This is a genomic window from Candidatus Brachybacter algidus, assembly GCF_016707225.1.
Lineage (GTDB): Bacteria > Bacteroidota > Bacteroidia > Chitinophagales > Saprospiraceae > Parvibacillus > Parvibacillus algidus.
This window is the reverse complement of sequence record NZ_JADJID010000002.1, coordinates 937,424-955,402: the sequence shown is the minus strand read 5'-3', so window position 1 is coordinate 955,402 and position 17,979 is coordinate 937,424. Positions and strand designations below refer to the sequence as shown.

Genomic DNA, 17,979 nt, shown 5'->3' with positions numbered 1-17,979 from the left:
CCTTTCCAAACTTTTTTATGTTACATTTGCGGCCCTTAAACTCTTTATTAACACTTATTAACAAATGATTCAATACAAATCGCTCATTTCAAGTAGCATATATATATTTATTTTTTGTTTTTGTTTTGGAATACATTTCCACACGAATGGACAGTCCACTCCAAAACGGCTCGGAATATACGAAATAGACCTCAAGGACTATACTGCTAAAAACAATGCAGTGGCAGCAGGTCTCGGCCTAAATACAGAAGATTTTAACAGCTTGTCTTCCCTTTCCAGCCAACTTATATATGCCTATTCAGGAAATCCGGACTTTGTCATTATCGACAAACGCAACCAAAAAGTAATTAACGAAGAACTGGAAAGGCAGAAAAATGAAACCTTCATGGATGGTTATACTATTAATCAAGGCAAGCAGGAAGGGATGGATTATATTATGATGCCAAAATATTTGGCTGCAACTAACTCCGTATCTGTCATCGTCTATGAAGTAGAGGGCGGAACAGTCTTCTGCAAAGCCGAGACGGATATCAAAGGTAAAGGTGCCAGAGCGATTAACTATTATTCTTCAGTCCTCATTCAATCTCTTAATGATAAATGTTTCGGCATTCAAATTCCTTTAGTTCGGATATTAAAATCTAAAGGCGATAAAGCAAGAGAAGTACTCGTCGCTGTCGGCAAAAACCAAAACGTCCGAAAAGGATATAAAATGGAAATCTTCGAAACAGTAGAAGAGAAACTGGGAGATAAGACCCTTAAAAGAAATGAAAAAGTCGGCATGGCAGAAATCCTGCTAGTCGAAGACGATAATTTTTCTGTGGTGGAGATCATGGAAGGCGGTGAAGAAGTTTCAAAACGCATGAATGCCGGAAAACAACTCAATTGTAAACTAATACCAAAAAACTAAATGAACACTAAATTTACATTCATTTTCATATTGATCCTTTCTTTCACATTGTCATTAGTGGCACAGGATAAAAGTGTAGCCTACGTCTTCACAAAAGCCCACGGTGGGCCAGCTTGGCAAGAAGTAAATAAAAATCTGATCACCGAACTTGGTAAAAACTATGGCTACGACCTGTATTTTTACAATTACAATGTTGAAAAAGAACTTACTTATCTTCCTCAATTGAATGGCAATAAGGAAGAAAAGACAGCTAAATATCTGAGACAATTCAGTTACGATCTATTGGAAACTTACAAACCGAATATTTTGGTGAGTTTGGATACAAATAAAAATGTAACCGGAGTATTCTTTCAATTAAATCCAAATATATTGGTACGTTCTAAGACAACTGACCTGGAAACGTCACAGATCGTTCAAAATTCAAAGGCAACTTTGAAACTGGAGGAAGATCATTTTACACCATTTAAAAGCAGAATAAATATAACAAATTGGAAGGCTTTGTTCGGAGGTAATCCTGACGCAGTTAAGACTAAAGATCCAAAAAGATATGCAGCTTTGTATGATAAATTGATACTGGAGCATAGCCCTAAGATGGAAGGTTTCTTCAAACAAAAAGGTGAAGTGATCAACCGTTACTTCGTCAATGAACAATTGCACTTATTGGATGAAAGCTATTCTAAAGTCCAGAATCCTGAAGTTTCAAAGGAAAAATTAAATAAATTCAAAATAATACCTGAGAGAAAAGGATCCAATTACGTAGCTGCTTATACATCAGTATTTACATTGGACACCTTAAATAATTACATCTATTCCACGATGGTAAGTTTGTTTGTAGGGAATACAGAAAAAGACGGATCCATTATTTTCAGCCGTGCACCTTTCCAGAGTGGCAAGGACGCTGCTGAAGCTATTGCAGCTGGCAAACAATTGTATTATGAGATCGGAAGTCAAGGCTATGGTGATAAGATCGTTGATCAAAAAAATGTAATGAATCTTGGTGTAAACACACCGGATCCGGATTTCAACGCAACGATGGAATTGTATTTTAATAAGATGAGTGGAGTTAAACTTTACGACATCAGCAACAAAGAATTGATTGGGAAATTTAGAGAGAAATATAAATCAGAGCAATTCATCAATGATAAATTTGAAGTAAAAGAACAAGGTCTTAATTACCTTTTGACAGCCAGTAAAGAAAAAATCGAAGTTTCCAATGTTGAAAATGGCAGCGTCGTTGGCTCGTTCAATGCAGATGACCGCTACCCTGTGGTTTATAATTCATTGTTAGATGCTTTAAAATTAAACATTGAAGTAATTACGATCACGAAGGAAAAGAAAGGAAAAGCTCAGGAATTGTTATTGTACTCTCCACTTGGATTTACGCATGTCGAAAAACTTGAAGTATTTTCAGTAAATGTAGAAAAGGTAAATGGCAAAGAATTAGAAAGAAGAACTAAGATCGGGGAGTTAAAAGCCACTAATGAAGCCTTTGATGATGCGAAAGGAAGGACAGAGAGAAGAGAAGTGAAAGATGGAGACAAAGAAATATATGAAGCGATTAAAGCGGGTAAAAAAGTCGTAGTCCGACTTTCAGAAAAAGTTGGAATTTTTGGAAAAATAGACAACATGAATAGTAAGCTTGGAAAATTAAATGGTCTGAAATGAGAATAATTTATCTTGTAATAATTACTTTTTTAATTTCCTGTGCTCCTGCTAAAAAATTACAATTCACCAGGACTGGCGAAGTTGAATGCGAAAATTTTACTTCATCAGTTATTACACTGAGATCGACTGCAAGAGCTTCAGACTTATCAGGTGCTGTATATTTCGCCGAAAGAAATGCTTTTGAGAATATACTATTTAAAGGAATTCCTGATTGCAATTTGCGTACCCCACTCATCGAAAATGAAGGTACATTCATGTCCAAGCACAAGGCTGAATTTGACCAATTAATTAATAGTAATTACGTCAAATATATTGTAAAATCATCTACACTTAATTCTAACAATCAAAAAGGCATAACTGCCATCACGCAATTGATTACAATTGACCTGTCTGCTTTAAGAAAAGACCTGGAAAGTCAGGGATTAATCAGAAAGTTCGGAATTTAATCCAAATTAATTAAATAAAACTCATGAGAATAATTGCATTTTTAATTATATTTTCTTTTGTGAATTTGCTTCATGCACAAAATGAAGTGCAGGCAGATATGAATAAAAATATCCAACCAACAATCATGGTCATTCCTTTTGCACCGAAAGGTGTGCAATTGAGAGATGCTTATGAAAAAAACGAGTTGGTCCGGATAGCAGTAACCAAGGTTAAAGAAGGATTTGATTCCAGAGGAGTAAACACCATTGATCTAAGAGGAAAATTAAAGCAATCAGCCAATACCGCAGCGCTTCAGGATGGCCAGGAAGAGTCTGACAAAGACGATGTGATCCGCAATTCCGGTGCAGATATATATGTCGAAGTGGAAGCCACAAAAGACAAGTCGTCCACAGGAAATAGTGCAACGGTGATCATGACAGCATATGATGCTTTTTCAGGTGAATCATTTGCAAATAAAGTATCCACTTCACAGAAATTCTATACGGACAATTTTGATCAATTAGTTCAAAAAGCACTTGAAAAAGAAATTGAAAATTTCCTAAATACCATAAACTCAAAATTCAATGACATCGTAAGCAATGGAAGAACAGTGACGATGAATATTGGAATTGAAGAAGGATCAAAATTCAATTTCGAATCCGAGGTAGGAAAAGATGGTGACCTATTATCTGAAGCAATTGAAACATGGATCCAGGCTCATTCATTCAAAAATTATTACCACATCCAGGGTATTACATCGACCAAACTTTTCTTCGATATTGTTAAGGTTCCACTTAGAGATGATGAAGGAAATAATTTCAGACTTTCAAAATTCGCAGGTGATTTTAGAAAATATTTAAACAATGTAGGCCTTACGACCAGTACCACATACAATGGTAACAATATTGTCATTTCAATTAAATCTAAGTAATGAAGCATCTCATACTGTCCGCAGGATTGTTATTTTTTTCGTTGAATTTTTTATTTGCTCAGGATGAAGTGGATGAAAATAAATTTACCCTTGCACTAAGTGTTATCAATAATGGTCAGCACGGTGGAAAAAATAACTATATGCCGTCCTTTTCAAAAGTCTTTAATTTTCATGGCCATAGTTCTTTAAAACTTGATGTTAGATTTAATGAGATTGGCAATAGAGTAATAGAAGGGATGGAATCAATTTATTACTATGATTATAAGTACACGACCAATTTTTATTCTAATTACGGAGATGAAAAGTATACCTCAGAAAGAATCATAAAAGGTAAGGGTCCCAGTCAGTTGGAAGCGATGCAGGATGCCTGGAATAAATTCGCAAATAACGCAAAGAATTTTCCCGCTCAGCTTGATTCAATAAATGCAATTCTCAATGAAAAGTATGTACAAAATTGTGAGCAGGTAATGTCCAAAACTTACCCGGACGATAAATTATATGTTCAATCTGCAAGTCTAAAATACATTCCAAAGAGAAGCAAGTGTTATGAAGCAGCTCAAAAGAAAATAACTGAAATAACAAAGAAGCAAGAATTGTTGGAATGCACAGAAACACTTAGAAAAATGAACATCTCCGTGGAAAGTAAAACATATGACGCCAACAGAATCGTGGCAAGATTAATAAATATCCCCGGCACATCACCATGTGCAGCCGAAGCCTTGAAACTTGCGAAGAAAATTGGTCAGGATAAAACTGTAAAATTTCAATCCGGCATGCAGGAGAAATTGAATATTTATATTAATAATTTTTCGAAATAGGTGATTTTTTTTCTGACTTCTGACTTCTGACTTCTGATTTTCTTTTCTCCCTGACTAAAGTCAAGGGCTATTGAACGCGAAGATTTTAGGATGTCTATAACTGCTAAATTACCACTCCTTCTCACTCTCTAACTCCTACCCTTTTCACATTGCAATCATCAATAATCGCCTTCATATAAATTCAAGAAGCTCCGTCCACTCTTCATTCAAAATCCAGCATCCAACATCCAATATTCCGCTTATCGCCTGCAGAACCTTACTGGCACAAATGCCCACTCTCATTATTCATTGTTCATTATTCATTATTCATCTCCTCCCCACAACTCACTCATTCATAACTATTTAGATATAATTCATTTTCTAATGGTTTTACTGTATTTTTAGTCTGAAAACTTTTTTACTTCAATATATTGTGTACATTTGACGATAAGATAATCAAAGAAAATTTGATCTTACCTAAGCATTATTAGCATTCATTGGCAGCAGTTTGGTTGCACTCTACACACACTTTTAATTTTGACCGGTTTTGATTCAGGTGTATTGCCTTGGATCATATTATACTTTCATTTAATAAATCATGTGCTATGTCACTACGAGAGCGCCTTTTTCCACAATCTATCAAAGAAGTAGCGAATCATCCCAATCAGCAGAAGTTGGATGAACTCGACAATCTTCTTGCTTTGCAGATGTCACCAACGCCAACATCTGGCCTTGCACAATACAGCGGCCCATGGACAAAGAAACAAGTCCGCCATCTAGTTAAACGAACTATGTTCGGTGCTAAAAAGTCAGACGTTGATTTTTTCGCCAACATGACAATAACACAAGCTGTCGATATACTAATATCACCACTAATTGTTCAACCTGATCCTCCTCTCAACAACTATACCCAAGCATATAATCAAAATGATCCTGATGTTCCTGCAGGTCAGACATGGGTCAATGCCAACTTTGGCGATTTGGAATATAGCCGGAATTCCTCCCTGAATAATTGGTGGCATTCTCAGATGTTCAACCAAAATCAATCCATCGTTGAAAAAATGACGCTATTTTTTCACAACTTGCTTGTTACCTCCTTCGAAGCAGTGGAAAAAGCTCGTTGGATGTACATTAACGTAAAGACTTACCGTGAAAATTGTCTTGGAAACTACAAGGATCTAGTCAAAAAAGCAACATTGGATCCTCAAATGCTACGTTACCTCAATGGTCATTACAACACCAAAACATCTCCGGATGAAAACTACGCCAGGGAACTACAAGAATTGTTTACACTAGGTGTAGGGGCAGGTTACTCAGAATCTGATGTGCAGCAAGCTGCCAAAGTACTAACAGGTTTCAGAACTATTAGTACCAATCCCCCAAGTGATGTTTATTACTTTGATCCGTCTAAACATGACACTAACAATAAGACTTTTCCCGGTTTTTATGGTGGAACCGTCATCACAGGTGGCGCCACGGAGGCTGCGGCACTCGCTGAGATAGACGCTTTATTAACGATGATTTTCGCAAGAGATGAGACAGCAAGATTTATTTGTAGAGAAATATATCGATTTTTCGTTCACTACAACATTGATGCTACAATAGAAAATAATGTGATCGTACCTCTAGCTACCATGTTTAAAAACGGTAATTATGAGATCGCACCTGTGCTCAAAACTTTATTCAAGAGTCAACATTTTTATGACGTATTGGCTAATGGTGGAATGATCAAAAGCCCTGTGGATTATCTTGTCGGAATGTGCAGAGAATTTTCAATGCCTCTACCACCCACAAGTCAGGTAGCTCAGTATTATGAAGTATTCAATCGAATAAGGACGGAGGCAATTCTGCAAGATCAGGAAATCACTAACCCACCGAATGTGGCAGGATGGAATCCATACTATCAGTCTCCGGCATTTCATCGCATCTGGATAAGTGCCAATACGCTTCAGAAACGGAATAAGTTTTCAGATAAAATGGCTTCTACTGGTTATACGGTGCAGGGATACTCGATGAAATTGTACATTCTCAATTTTACAGCGACGCTTTCCAATCCGGGAGATCCGAATGCACTCATACAAGAAGTCATAGACATCATGCTTAGGGAAGATCTTTCTGCAACAATAAAGACTTTCCTCAAAGATTTTCTTTTGACAGGACAAACAACTGACAACTACTGGACAACAGCCTGGGCCAACTATATCAGTGCTCCAAGCAATCCGACATACCTCAACATAGTCAATACCAGACTGACCAATCTTTACAAATACATCATGAGCATGCCGGAATACCAGCTGATGTAATTTTTTTTATAATCTATTAAAAGTCCTGTCGAAAATGAAAAGAAGAAGTTTTATAAAATCATTACCTATAGTAAGTATACCTGCTATTATTCCCGGCCTTTCTATGCATGCCCTCACCAGCAAATCACTCTTGAATATGCTACCGGCTGTAGAAACAGATAGAGTACTCGTCATGATACAGTTCGCCGGAGGTTGCGATGGTCTTAATATGGTATTCCCAAGAGATCAATATACCAATCTTGCCAATGCACGTAGTAATATCATCATCCCGGAGTCCTCAATTCTTGGATTGAATGGAAACAACGCCACCGGTCTGCATCCCAAAATGGCAGAATTTAGAAATATGTATGATGAAGGCAAGGTCTCTATCGTGCAGTCAGTCGCCTACGCCAATCAGAATTTTTCTCATTTCAGGTCAACAGATATATGGATGTCAGGTTCGGATAGCGGTGAAGTTTTGAACACCGGTTGGTCAGGACGTTACCTTGAAAACGAATATCCTGGAGCTCCCAATGGATACCCAAATCCAAGTATGACCGATCCACTTGCCATTCAGATAGGCAATAGTGTATCCCAAGTCTTCTGGGGCAATGATGGCGTCCTGGGTTATTCATTAGAAAATACTAGTAGTTTTTACAATCTCATCAATGGAATCCAGGATTCTGCTCCGGATACTTATTATGGTGATGAACTAACATATATCAGGCAGGTCGCACTGTCAGCCAATGCCTATGCTACTGCGATTCAAACTGCATCCAACAATGTTACACAGCAATATACAGGTTATCCATCTTCCAACACACTGGCTGATCACCTTAAGATCGTGGCACGTCTCATCAAAGGTGGTTTGAAAACAAGGTTGTATTTGGTTACACTTAATGGCTTTGATACACATTCTAATCAAATAAATACTACAGATCCCACCACAGGAACAATGCCAAATATTTTAGAGAAATTTTCCAAAGCAGTAGATGCCTTCCAGAAAGATCTCTCATTTCTTCAAATTGACAAGCGGGTCTTAGGCATGACTTTCAGTGAATTTGGCCGAAGGGTCAAATCAAATGATTCATTAGGTACGGACCATGGAATAGCAGCGCCAACGTTGCTATTCGGTAGTAATGTAAATGGTGGCATAGTCGGCAGTAATCCTGTAATACCGACAGTAGTAAATTCAAATACCAATGTAACCATGCAATTTGATTACAGGCAGGTTTATACCACATTGCTCAAGGATTGGTTCTGTGCTCCGGCAGCGGAGATCAACGCAGTATTCGATGAGACATGGTCGACCTTACCATTAGTCAATCCAAATGTGGCAGACGACTGTTTATTGCCACCACTTTCTGTGGAGGTGTTAAGACTGAAGGCAGAAACTGTCAAAGCTGGATATCATTCACTCTCATGGTATGCTAAAAATCCTGTTGGTGTTCAAAAATTTGTTTTGCAGCACAGTTCTGATGGATTTTTGTTTGATGATATCAAAGAAGAAAAAGTATTTGAAGGAGTGGATAATAAATATGAATACCAGTTTTTATACAAATATCCTCAAGGAAGACTACATTATTACAGGGTAAAAATGGTAGAAAATGATGGTAAAATCGAATACTCCAATCTCGAAAAACTACAGGTCAGAGGTATCGACTTGAGCATCTATCCTAATCCTGCAAAGGATTGGTTCAATATCAGACTAAATGATAAAGACACTTCGAATATTTATACTGTAGAGGTGACCGATATTAAAGGTAATAACCTACAGCTGCTAAAACTTCGTTGGGATGATTTCTCAGGAAGTATCTACCGGTTAAGTTTAAATAACTATGTAAGTGGACAATATATCGTATTTATCGTGGATAGATATGGTGAAAAATATCAGCAGAAATTAACAGTATTGAATTAAATTTAATTGTAATTCTATAATAAGAGTTTCATAAATTTATAATCAAAATAATTAGCGTTTCGGAGAGTAGCAAAAAGACTTTCCGAAGAGCATTTTCATTTATAAAATGATTGAAATTCAAGTCAAATAAGTTGCCGCTGGTTTTAACCAACGGACTGCTATTATCCTCCTGGTCCGACTTTATTAACAAGCATAGATCAGAATCAAATGCCTTCTTAAAATAATCATCTTAAATCAATAAATAACTCCACTAATCTTACAAGAAACAGCTATCTTTGCGCCGTGAAAATAGCGATTTCTATATTTCTTTCTTTACTGCTCTTAAGCCCTATTGGAGTTAAGCTGACTATCGTCACTTGGTGGCAGGAGAATCGTGTTATGATCTCCGCCACTCAATGTGAGAATCGCTTTGATGAGTCACTAATGTGCAGCGGAAAGTGTGTTTTAATAAAAGTAATAAACAAATATGATCACCAGGATCAGGAATCAAACAAAGGTCAACTGACCATTATTATGAAGATGGGTGTGGATGTTTTTGATAATTATCAAGATATTCGAACTGCGTCTTTTATGTCTTTAGAAAAAACAAGAAATCCTATTTATTTTACTTCAACCCATCATTCAATTTCATTTAATGACGTATTAATTAAGCCTCCCATCGCTTAATATACTTACACGAAGCTTTTTAGTTGCTTCGAATGTTATACGGTTACAATTCTTTCATACAGTTTTAATTATTATAGAAAGTTGCATCTGAAAAAAGAGCATAAACCCACCTATATAATAAGTCTAAACTGATAAACAAATTCTAAGGTGATTAAATATTTAATGATCATAGGGCTAAGTTTTTACTCAACGATGGCTCTAAGCTGCGACATATGTGGTTGCGGACTAACTGCGCGTTCTTTCGGTATTTTACCACAGTTTTCCGGTAATTTTATCGGATTGAGGGCGCAATACAGAAGTTTTGATTCAGAACATCCTCCACTTTTTGCATCTCAGCTTCCGGAGTATAGTACGGAATACTATTATAATGCAGAGATCTGGGGCAGATGGAATCCGGTGAAGCACCTTCAACTGTTCTATTTTGTTCCATACCAACGAACGATCAAACTCGAAGAAGGCCAAAGGAATAGTTATTCGGGGCTAGGTGATATCAGCCTTATGGCTAATTATATCCTGATCAATACTGTAGAGACGGAAGAAAAATCGTGGAAACATGCATTACAGGCAGGTGGCGGTATAAAAATACCGACAGGAAGGTATGACATCCCTGAGCGTGATGGCAGCATCATCATGAATGTGCAACCCGGAACGGGTGCCTTTGCAATTCCTATTAACCTGATCTATACCATTCGCAGGGATAAGATCGGGCTTAATACAGAAGGCAACTATACTTTCAATCTGAAAAACAAAAACGATTTCCAGTTTGGAGACCGTTCACATGTAGGAATGAAATTATTCTTCTGGCAGGAATGGAAAAACATTTCTATTCTACCTGCGGCAGGACTCAACTATCAGTATGCTGCTCCTGATAGTGATGTAGAAGGGGAGATATATGGCACTGGTGGCAATAGTGTAAATGCATCTCTAAGTGCTGATTTTTATTATAAAAGGATGGCTCTTGGATTCAATGTGCAGCTTCCTGTATCACAGCATATGACAGACGGAAATGTTCGATTAAAAGAAAACTTCTCCACAACATTAATTTATAACTTTTAAAAAAATAATAAAACATGAATAATTTAAAATATATACTTCTGATATTAGTTTCTATTTCCATCATTAGTTGCACCAAAGATGAAGAAGACCACGAAGTAGAAAATAAAGTAACTTTCGACATCCATAGTCCGGTGGAAAATCAGGAATATGCTAACGGAGATACAATATTTATGCATGGCACTGCCACTGGCACTGCATCCTTACATGGTTATGAGTTGACTGGAAAGGATCTAAGCAATGGTAGTACTATATTTACCTCAAGTGACCATGTGCATGGCAATAGTGTGGCATTTGATACATTTCTTGTCAACAATGTAGTTTCGCCACGACAATTGGCTATTACTTTCAAAGTAGCCATAGATCATGAGGGCAATACAGCTGAAAAGGTGGTGAAAATAAATGCGAATTAAGAATAAAATTTCGTAAAAATATTATTAAAAAATAAAGAGGATTAAATTCTTATACGGAATTTAATTCTCTTTTTTTTATTGAGATCAATGGAAATTATTGTACTTTCCAATATAAGCATTTCATGAAAGACTTGACTAAGTATTGCAAATAAAACCTGACAATTCTGGATTATTCTTCTTCCATTTCATATTTTCCCTGCCAAGGTCCATCACCCTTAGTGTCAATAGATCCGCCAGAATAAGCGCAAACACCCATTCTAGGAGAATTTACAATGGGCATTTCAAAATCACTGAAATCGCTACATGTTTTTTTATGCTTTTTGGCGCACTTCATGCAGAATAATCCTTGGTCACTATAACTATGGAAAGTGCAAATCAGAAATGCTGTTTCCTTACAAACATCGCACCTGTAATTAAAATCCTTGTTTCTTGAAAGTAATTCAATGAATTCCTTTCGTTCCGCCTTATAAACATATTCTGTGATGATGTTTAGCGATGTCGTAGAACCATAATCATATGTGTAAGATAATTTTCTTCCTTTTATCAAAACATCTTTAACTGGTACATTGAAAGGAATTTCTCCCGGAAATAAATCAGAAGATCCGTAATAATCATCGTCGCCATCTTCATCCTCCTCATTTGCATTACTATCCAAGTCCAAGTATTTATCAAAATTAAATTGTGAAATATCCTTTTTATTTAGTGAAAAAGAGCTCATATGTCCGCAGCATTCAAGCCAAATCTCCCGTAAAAACGAATCTAAAAGGTCAAATTCTGTATCACCATCCACCAACAGGTACAAAAAGTGAGGATCATCTTTATATTCACCGGTTACTTTGATGAGAAATGAAAGTTTATCATTAGTATTTTTATCCTCGTCTAAGACGGCAATATGTTTGTTTAAATGAGTCTTTAATTCTTTTTGACCTAATGTCTCATTACAGTATAGGCAAGTCCCAATTGATCTATAAAGTATCATAATGTTGTTTCAATATAAAAAGATAAAATTAGGCAAAAAATTTAAAAACCATCTTAATAAGGGTTTTGATTTTTTATTACTTTGGATCAGTAACAACTCCCAATTTTCAATTTCATTTGGCTAAACATTTGTGAATTGATTTTGCATTTTTTTAACTTTGGACCGTAACAACAGTATCATCAAAGAACATTATAAAAAGCAATTCGCATTAAAGATTATTCCGTTGTGAAAACATAAAGTGCCTTGTCTATTAAATATTCCGGACAAAGGGGTCCAATGATTCCGGTTTAAAGGGGGCCACTTAGGTGTGATGTTTTGGAGTTTATTTATTACTTATATTTTTAATTCTTTGAAGTTCTTCGATATCTGTTTTGTCTTTTGATCTTCCTGTATTCATTTTAGATAAAATTAAATGATTTAAATGCAAGAATGGAATTTTCAATCCCTCAAACTCAGCAAATATTTTCATGGAATTGGCCTCCTCAAAAGAGACTGAATTTATGATAGTTATAAAATCAATTTTTTCCGGCTCCTCACCCATTGAAATTAGTAAATGATTTGAAAAATCTAGCTCAGATAATGCATCAATTTGACCATCTTCAAAATTGTTATTTCTAAGAATGTGTATAAATTTATCTCTATTTAAATTATCTGGTTTTAACCAGATATCAAGGTCACCAGTAGTTCTTTTATACCCGTGAAATATTACAGAATACCCTCCAATGATAATGAAATCTACATCCGATGAAAGAAGTTGCTTTATAATTTCAATATGTTTATCTATAAATAAATTCATTCTGTAAAGCTTATTTTGAATGTTCTATAACCTCCTCTTTTTTTTAACTGCTCATGGTCTGTGTTATAGACACGTAATATTAATTCTACAGTTTCTCTAATGCGTTCAAGAGGTTCCTGAAGTAAAATCCTCTTAATATTGTCTTCATCGGCCTCTTCAAAACTAGAATAAAATCTTAATTTAGTTTTTGCTATATTATTATCATTTGGTTCTTTCATCATATAATGCAATCTAATACTTTACAACTAACAAAAATTAAATTCACGAATATCGATTATTAAGTTTGCTTACTTATTTTTCTTAATCTTTCTAAATGATTTTATTTTATGCCTATGATTATCGGAGTTAAATTCTTATCCCGAATAAGATTATCTGCATTTTACAGTCGTTATAATCCAACTCTAGTTTTTCACTCCATTCTAATTTCTGCCTTCTAACTTCTGACTTCTAGTATCTAGTCTCTAGCATCTAACCCCTACACCCCTTCCACCAATTCCATCCACTTCATCTCTTTCTCCTCGATTTGACTTTCCACTTCCTTCAAACGAGTAGAATGTTTTTGTATATCCTCCACTGACATTGTCATGTCATTAAATTTCTCAGTGATAGATGCTTTTTCTTCCTCCAACTTCTTGATCTCCCGCTCTACTTTTTGGATCTCCTTTTTGTCCTCATAGGAAACTATAGCAGCAGGTTTCGCAACGACCTCTACTGGATTGTTTTTTGCTTCACGAAGATTTTGCTCTTCCAATTCCAGATAAGCACGATATTGGGTGTAATTGCCCGGATAATCGATGATCTTATTATCCTGACCAAATACAAATAAATGATCGACCAATTTGTCCATAAAATACCTATCATGAGACACAAGAACAACACAACCCTGGAATGTAGTCAAAAATTCTTCCAACACATTCAACGTAACCAGATCAAGATCATTCGTAGGCTCATCCAGGATCAGAAAGTTTGGATTGGCCATCAAAATAGTCAGGAGATATAATCTTCTTTTTTCTCCACCACTCAGCTGTGATGCGAAGACTTGTTGTTGCTCCCTTGGAAACATGAATTTCTCCAAAAGGGAGGCGGCAGTGATATTATGACCTTTTTCAGTCGGAATATATTCAGCGACATCCGTGATTACGTCGATGACTCTTCTATCCTCTTTAAGTTTCATCCCTGACTGCGTATAATAACCGAATACCACAGTCTCACCAATGACGATCTTGCCATCATCCGGAATCAATCCACCTGTGATGATCTGAAGAAAAGTGGATTTTCCGGTACCATTAGGCCCAATAATACCCACTCTGTCAAATCGTTTGAATTTATAGCTAAATCCACTGAATAATTTTTTACCATCGTAAGCTTTTCCGATGTTGTGCGCTTCGATAATTTTGCTTCCGAGGCGGTTTGCCTTTATATTGATTTGAAGCATGGTGGCATCTCTTTGCTGAGATAACTCCTGTTTTAATTCATCAAATTTATCTATTCTTGACTTCGCCTTAGTCGATCTGGCCTGAGGCATACGACGCACCCAGTCAAGTTCTTTCAGGAAAAGTTTACGGTTTTTATCAAGGACTACACCATCATTCTCTGCTCTTTCATTTTTCTTTTCAAGATATTCAGAATAATTTCCGGCGTATTTATATATGTTTCCGTTTTCCAGTTCGAGGATCTGGTTGCACACATTTTCAAGGAAATACCTGTCGTGGGTAACCAACAATAATGTTAATCCCGGATGCTGCAAATAGTTTTCCAGCCATTCGATCATCTCCATGTCCAGGTGGTTGGTAGGCTCATCGAGGATAAGAAGTTCCGGCTCAGAGATCAAAACTTTCGCCAATGCAAGCCTTTTGACTTGACCTCCGGAAAGGTTTTTGACTTGAAGTTCGAAGTCACCGATCTTAAGCTTTGTCAATATCTCTTTGACCTTGGATTCCATATCCCAAGCCTCATGATCCTCCATTTTATTCATGGCTTTCTGCATCCTGTCTTCATTTTCGGGATGCAACAAGGCACTTTCGTACTCTTTGACAGCCTGAAGTACAGGATTTTCACTGGCGAATATGGCATCCATCACCGTATGTTCCGGATTAAACTCTGGTTCTTGAGTCAGGTATTCGATGCGGAGATCTTTCTTAAACTGGATCTTTGCATTTTCACCTTCACTGCCTTCCAGTCCGGCTATGACTTGAAGTAATGTTGTCTTTCCTGTGCCATTTCGGGCTATAAGGGCGATCTTTTGACCTTCGTTGATGAACATTGAAAGGCCGGTGAACAATATTTTGTCCCCGTAAGATTTCTTAATATTTTCTAATGTAAGATAATTCATGGTTGCAAAGTAAAGAAGAATTTTGGTGGTGAGGTGGATTGTTTTTTTTGATGAAGAACAATTACTTTAAGAAGAATAAAAAAAGAAAAACATATTGCTTACCTTTGGCGTTAGTAAATTTACAATCATGATAATTTCGTTCGGGTCGAAAGAAACTCAAATGATTTATAACGGATCTAGAGTAATGTCACTCCCTTTTGAAATGCAGAAGATAGCCAGACGTAAATTAAGGATGTTGAATAGTTCACAAAATCTAGCAGATTTAAAAATTCCACCATCAAACAGACTTGAAAAGCTATCTGGGGATTTAAAGTCATATTATAGCATTCGAATTAATAAACAATGGAGAATAATGTTCATATGGAAGGCTGGATTTGCGAGTAATGTTACAATAATTGATTATCATTAAAATTTTTTATATGGAAAAATTAGCTAATATTCATCCCGGGGAAATCTTATTTTACGAATTTCTAGAACCGTTGAAAATAAGTGCTTACAGGCTTTCCAAGGAATTAAGTATTCCTCAAACTCGTATTTCTGAGATAATAAAAGGCAATAGGAGAATTACTGCGGATACTGCGTTACGTCTAAGTAAATTTTTTGGAAATTCTGCAAAGTTTTGGTTAGGACTTCAGGATGATTTTGATATTGAAAATTTAAATGAAACCAAAGGAGAAGATTTTGAAGCGATTAATAAATATTCATACGTTTGATAAATATTTGACTCTTGATCAATTTAATTTTATTTGAATAAAATAATCTTTTGCAGTTTATTAAACAAAAGCAACTAACAATAACTAATGCTTTTTAAAAAGTTATTTCAAATTATAATACTTATTTTTCTATTATCATCTGCATATTGTCAGGGACCACCTATCCTTGCTGACAAACCTATTATGCTGGGCCAACAAGTTGGTACAGTGCGAGTAGTTTATTCGTACATGCAAGCAGATAAATTGGACGGCAGATTCATTATGCCTTCCGTAGATTACAATGTAAGCAATAAATTATCTTTCGAATTAATGTTGCCACTTCAAAAATATATTGGCTCGGCACAAAACGGTTTTATTCTTTCCGATGTCGGCATCGCCGGAAAATACCAATATTTCAAACAGGACCTACAGGGCAAAACTATTCGGTTGGCTGTAAAGGGCGCCCATAGTTTCTATGTAGCCAAACAGCACGCGCATATCAAACCAGTCGGCTCAGGAATCTGGGGTTCGTATGGTGGAATCATTGCCGGTATGGAATCTTTGAAGATCGGTATCATTGGAGATTTTGGAATCAGCATTGTGAGAGATATAGCACCTTATATTACTTCCAATTTTTTTCAGGGAAAAGTGGCTTTTGGTGTTCCATTACTCAAACATGTTTTCCCGATCCGTCAGTTGAATGTATTTCTTGAAACAGAATTTGTAGATCAACTAAATGCAAAATCTTCTTCCTTTTATCTCGCGCCGGGCATTCAATATGCATTTGGAAGAATAGCCTTCGAAGCATTTTACCAAAAATCAGTTTTCCAAAATGGCAATAATAACTACTATCCTAATGAAACATTAGGTGGAGGAATACGTTATATTTATTAATGAATGATGAAAAGTGAATAATGAATAATAAACGATTGAGCAGATTCACAAGCTCCAAACCGCAGGCTGTTTCTGAACATTGCAATTCCGTTGATTTAATAGAAGGTAATTTGATGAGCAGCAGCTGTCCCCCTTCGGAGGGGGCCAAGGGGGTGGACTCACATTCTCACATTCTCACCTTCTCACTTTCTCACCTTCTCACTTTCTCACTTTCTCACTTTCTCACTTTCTAAAAAAATAAACCAATGAAACAAATAAATATTATTTTAATCCTATTATTGATTGGTGCAGTATCAAACGCACAAACCCCCGTCCAGATTAAAGTAGACGGCATGAGCTGCGGCTTTTGCGTTAATGGTGTAGAGAAAAAATTCTCTAAATCCAAAGAAGTAAAAGACCTTCACGTCGATTTGGAAAAAGGCATGGTGACATTCAATGTCGCAAAAGGTGTCAAAGTAGATAAAGACAAATATACAGGTTTGGTGGAAAAAGCAGGTTACGAACCCCGTCAGATCATGGTTGGAGATGAGATTAAGGCAGAAGGAGTGGGTTTTGCTAAACAAATTAACTACACACCTCAACCTGAAGGTATAATAACCTCGACATTCAAGGTTTCCGGAAATTGCTATATGTGTAAAAAGAAGATCGAAACAGCTGCTAAATCTGTCAAAGGGGTAAAGTCAGCAGTTTGGGACAAAGATACCAAAATGATCACCGTAAAATACGATGACAAAAAGGCAAAATTGACTGACATTCATAATAAAATCGCTTCTGTAGGTTATGATACAGATAAAGTGAAAGGGGATGATAAAGCATATGATAAGCTGCATGCATGCTGTCAGTATGACCGGGAATAATTATAAATTATAAATGGTCAATTATAAATGAGAGCTGGTAGTTTCTTTAGTTCCAGACTTTAGGCGATTATTTAACTTTTGAAAAAGGAATTAATGGGGTTCGCTGGAGAATAATCTAAAAAATTATCCTATCAAAAAACTATAATCAAGCCAATAAATTTTGTAATCCAATATAGTTGCAATTCTAACCCCAATAGGGGTTAACAATAATGACCCCGGGTTGAACCCGGGGTAAACGAATTCAAGCTCCCAACCCCGGAGTGGGTTGAATATTTCATTGAATAATAATGATGTAAAATCTATCCATTTATGAACTAGCTACCTTACACAAATAATACTTTACAAATGCTGCACCAATAAGTGTCGTATTT

18 protein-coding genes are annotated in these 17,979 nt (G+C 36.2%); 14 read left to right on the top strand and 4 right to left on the bottom strand.

Translation table 11 applies throughout. The features are described from left to right. The first annotated feature begins 64 nt into the window (after positions 1 to 64). The 10 genes from IPI15_RS09735 to IPI15_RS09690 all read left to right on the top strand — a co-directional run bounded on the left by IPI15_RS09735 (position 65) and on the right by IPI15_RS09690 (position 11,058). The gene (locus IPI15_RS09735) at positions 65 to 907 is read left to right on the top strand and encodes a hypothetical protein (RefSeq protein WP_287420030.1); all 843 of its coding nucleotides are present in this window, start codon (positions 65 to 67) and stop codon (positions 905 to 907) included. After that, positions 908 to 2,572, top strand: a complete 1,665-nt coding sequence (locus tag IPI15_RS09730) for a hypothetical protein (protein WP_287420029.1) — start codon at positions 908 to 910, stop codon at positions 2,570 to 2,572. After that, complete coding sequence (locus IPI15_RS09725) at positions 2,569 to 3,018, top strand: hypothetical protein (protein WP_287402076.1); 450 nt, start codon at positions 2,569 to 2,571, stop codon at positions 3,016 to 3,018. Before IPI15_RS09730 ends, IPI15_RS09725 begins: the two co-directional genes overlap by 4 nt. A gap of 23 nt (positions 3,019 to 3,041) precedes the next feature. Beyond that, a complete protein-coding gene (locus tag IPI15_RS09720) occupies positions 3,042 to 3,929 on the top strand; it encodes a DUF6175 family protein (RefSeq protein WP_287402074.1) in 888 nt (295 codons plus the stop codon). Next, on the top strand, positions 3,929 to 4,747 hold the full coding sequence (locus IPI15_RS09715) for a hypothetical protein (protein ID WP_287402073.1): 819 nt from the start codon (positions 3,929 to 3,931) through the stop codon (positions 4,745 to 4,747). Before IPI15_RS09720 ends, IPI15_RS09715 begins: the two co-directional genes overlap by 1 nt. Before the next feature lie 584 nt (positions 4,748 to 5,331). Beyond that, entirely contained in the window at positions 5,332 to 7,029 is a 1,698-nt protein-coding gene (locus tag IPI15_RS09710) for a DUF1800 domain-containing protein (protein ID WP_287402071.1), read from the top strand. Between the two features lie 34 nt (positions 7,030 to 7,063). After that, complete coding sequence (locus IPI15_RS09705; RefSeq protein ID WP_287420028.1) at positions 7,064 to 8,926, top strand: DUF1501 domain-containing protein; 1,863 nt, start codon at positions 7,064 to 7,066, stop codon at positions 8,924 to 8,926. 282 nt (positions 8,927 to 9,208) lie between these two features. Continuing rightward, positions 9,209 to 9,592 (top strand): hypothetical protein, encoded by a 384-nt coding sequence (locus IPI15_RS09700; protein WP_287420027.1) that lies wholly within the window; start codon positions 9,209 to 9,211, stop codon positions 9,590 to 9,592. Between the two features lie 162 nt (positions 9,593 to 9,754). Further along, positions 9,755 to 10,648, top strand: coding sequence for a transporter family protein (locus IPI15_RS09695; RefSeq protein WP_287420025.1), 894 nt, complete (start codon positions 9,755 to 9,757; stop codon positions 10,646 to 10,648). 14 nt (positions 10,649 to 10,662) lie between these two features. Further along, the gene (locus tag IPI15_RS09690; RefSeq protein WP_287402066.1) at positions 10,663 to 11,058 is read left to right on the top strand and encodes a hypothetical protein; all 396 of its coding nucleotides are present in this window, start codon (positions 10,663 to 10,665) and stop codon (positions 11,056 to 11,058) included. A gap of 169 nt (positions 11,059 to 11,227) precedes the next feature. Here the strand turns inward: IPI15_RS09690 and IPI15_RS09685 are convergent, their stop codons facing one another. The 4 genes from IPI15_RS09685 to IPI15_RS09670 all read right to left on the bottom strand — a co-directional run bounded on the left by IPI15_RS09685 (position 11,228) and on the right by IPI15_RS09670 (position 15,165). After that, a complete protein-coding gene (locus tag IPI15_RS09685; RefSeq protein ID WP_287420023.1) occupies positions 11,228 to 12,037 on the bottom strand; it encodes a hypothetical protein in 810 nt (269 codons plus the stop codon). A gap of 322 nt (positions 12,038 to 12,359) precedes the next feature. After that, complete coding sequence (locus IPI15_RS09680) at positions 12,360 to 12,833, bottom strand: nucleotidyltransferase (RefSeq protein ID WP_287420022.1); 474 nt, start codon at positions 12,831 to 12,833, stop codon at positions 12,360 to 12,362. Further along, positions 12,830 to 13,054, bottom strand: coding sequence for a hypothetical protein (locus tag IPI15_RS09675; protein ID WP_287402060.1), 225 nt, complete (start codon positions 13,052 to 13,054; stop codon positions 12,830 to 12,832). Before IPI15_RS09675 ends, IPI15_RS09680 begins: the two co-directional genes overlap by 4 nt. 254 nt (positions 13,055 to 13,308) lie before the next feature. Then, entirely contained in the window at positions 13,309 to 15,165 is a 1,857-nt protein-coding gene (locus tag IPI15_RS09670) for an ABC-F family ATP-binding cassette domain-containing protein (protein ID WP_287402059.1), read from the bottom strand. A 127-nt stretch (positions 15,166 to 15,292) separates the two neighbouring features. On the opposite strand from IPI15_RS09670, the gene IPI15_RS09665 reads away from it, so the two are divergent. The 4 genes from IPI15_RS09665 (at position 15,293) to IPI15_RS09650 (ending at position 17,608) form a co-directional block, all read left to right on the top strand. Then, positions 15,293 to 15,574 carry a type II toxin-antitoxin system RelE/ParE family toxin gene (locus IPI15_RS09665; protein ID WP_287402057.1) on the top strand — a complete coding sequence of 94 codons (282 nt, stop codon included), beginning with the start codon at positions 15,293 to 15,295 and terminating at the stop codon, positions 15,572 to 15,574. Between the two features lie 10 nt (positions 15,575 to 15,584). Further along, positions 15,585 to 15,878 carry a HigA family addiction module antitoxin gene (locus IPI15_RS09660; RefSeq protein ID WP_287402055.1) on the top strand — a complete coding sequence of 98 codons (294 nt, stop codon included), beginning with the start codon at positions 15,585 to 15,587 and terminating at the stop codon, positions 15,876 to 15,878. 87 nt (positions 15,879 to 15,965) lie between these two features. Next, on the top strand, positions 15,966 to 16,751 hold the full coding sequence (locus IPI15_RS09655) for a hypothetical protein (protein ID WP_287402038.1): 786 nt from the start codon (positions 15,966 to 15,968) through the stop codon (positions 16,749 to 16,751). A gap of 245 nt (positions 16,752 to 16,996) precedes the next feature. Next, positions 16,997 to 17,608, top strand: coding sequence for a heavy-metal-associated domain-containing protein (locus tag IPI15_RS09650; protein WP_287420021.1), 612 nt, complete (start codon positions 16,997 to 16,999; stop codon positions 17,606 to 17,608). Positions 17,609 to 17,979 lie beyond the last annotated feature (371 nt).

Coding starts and splice junctions, on each gene's coding strand:
- IPI15_RS09715 (WP_287402073.1), top strand. CDS start 3,929: ATGAAGCATCTCATACTGTCCGCAGGATTGTTATTTTTTTCGTTGAAT.
- IPI15_RS09650 (WP_287420021.1), top strand. CDS start 16,997: ATGAAACAAATAAATATTATTTTAATCCTATTATTGATTGGTGCAGTA.
- IPI15_RS09655 (WP_287402038.1), top strand. CDS start 15,966: ATGCTTTTTAAAAAGTTATTTCAAATTATAATACTTATTTTTCTATTA.
- IPI15_RS09720 (WP_287402074.1), top strand. CDS start 3,042: ATGAGAATAATTGCATTTTTAATTATATTTTCTTTTGTGAATTTGCTT.
- IPI15_RS09685 (WP_287420023.1), bottom strand. CDS start 12,037: ATGATACTTTATAGATCAATTGGGACTTGCCTATACTGTAATGAGACA.
- IPI15_RS09710 (WP_287402071.1), top strand. CDS start 5,332: ATGTCACTACGAGAGCGCCTTTTTCCACAATCTATCAAAGAAGTAGCG.
- IPI15_RS09735 (WP_287420030.1), top strand. CDS start 65: ATGATTCAATACAAATCGCTCATTTCAAGTAGCATATATATATTTATT.
- IPI15_RS09725 (WP_287402076.1), top strand. CDS start 2,569: ATGAGAATAATTTATCTTGTAATAATTACTTTTTTAATTTCCTGTGCT.
- IPI15_RS09680 (WP_287420022.1), bottom strand. CDS start 12,833: ATGAATTTATTTATAGATAAACATATTGAAATTATAAAGCAACTTCTT.
- IPI15_RS09690 (WP_287402066.1), top strand. CDS start 10,663: ATGAATAATTTAAAATATATACTTCTGATATTAGTTTCTATTTCCATC.
- IPI15_RS09675 (WP_287402060.1), bottom strand. CDS start 13,054: ATGATGAAAGAACCAAATGATAATAATATAGCAAAAACTAAATTAAGA.
- IPI15_RS09660 (WP_287402055.1), top strand. CDS start 15,585: ATGGAAAAATTAGCTAATATTCATCCCGGGGAAATCTTATTTTACGAA.
- IPI15_RS09730 (WP_287420029.1), top strand. CDS start 908: ATGAACACTAAATTTACATTCATTTTCATATTGATCCTTTCTTTCACA.
- IPI15_RS09665 (WP_287402057.1), top strand. CDS start 15,293: ATGATAATTTCGTTCGGGTCGAAAGAAACTCAAATGATTTATAACGGA.
- IPI15_RS09670 (WP_287402059.1), bottom strand. CDS start 15,165: ATGAATTATCTTACATTAGAAAATATTAAGAAATCTTACGGGGACAAA.
- IPI15_RS09695 (WP_287420025.1), top strand. CDS start 9,755: ATGATCATAGGGCTAAGTTTTTACTCAACGATGGCTCTAAGCTGCGAC.
- IPI15_RS09705 (WP_287420028.1), top strand. CDS start 7,064: ATGAAAAGAAGAAGTTTTATAAAATCATTACCTATAGTAAGTATACCT.